The sequence below is a fragment of the Treponema sp. R6D11 genome, assembly GCF_054786075.1.
The window spans coordinates 1-590 of record NZ_BDHD01000619.1 but is presented as its reverse complement, the minus strand read 5'-3'; the positions used below and the strand labels follow the sequence as shown (position 1 = coordinate 590).

General features: G+C 39.7%; 2 protein-coding genes. Both read left to right on the top strand.

Features of this window, described 5'->3' with window-relative positions; translation table 11 throughout:
• Positions 1 to 290: sigma factor-like helix-turn-helix DNA-binding protein (locus tag ACYVTD_RS15090; protein ID WP_461248528.1), on the top strand; the 290-nt coding region annotated here is incomplete at its 5' end.
• A gap of 10 nt (positions 291 to 300) precedes the next feature.
• Positions 301 to 590, top strand: a 290-nt coding sequence (locus ACYVTD_RS15085) for a deoxycytidylate deaminase (protein ID WP_461248527.1), incomplete at its 3' end; no start/stop codon positions are given.

Below are 590 nucleotides of genomic sequence, written 5' to 3'. Positions count from 1 at the left end.
CGCTTACAAAACCCGCTTCTGAAGATTCGAATTATACTCCTGTCGACTTCCCTGTTCCTGTTTCGGAAATTCCAGAAAACGTATTTTTCGCTAAAGAATACAAGGAAACTATGTTCAGCAAGCTTGAGCGTGAACTATCCAAGTTTGAATATAAAGTTTTGGAATCATTTTTAGAAGGAAACAGCTATGTTGAAATTGCAGAACAAGTTGGCAAGACTCCTAAATCTATCGATAATGCAATACAAAGAATACGCAAGAAAATTTCAAAAGAAGAAATGATGGCTTCTTAGGGAGAGAAAAGTGAGAAAAGACAAAACAAATTATTATTTAGACATTGCTCAAAGCATATCAAGCAGAGGGACTTGTTTGCGCCGAAATTTTGGTTCGATTATTGTGAACAACGACCAAATCGTTTCAACGGGTTACACAGGCTCTCCTAGAGGACGCGCGAACTGTAGCGACAGAGGAGACTGTTTCAGGAATGAAAAAAATATTCCTCGTGGCGAGAGATACGAACTATGCCGAAGTGTCCATAGCGAGGCTAACGCAATTATACATGCTAGTCGCCCGGAGATGATTGGTTCTACATT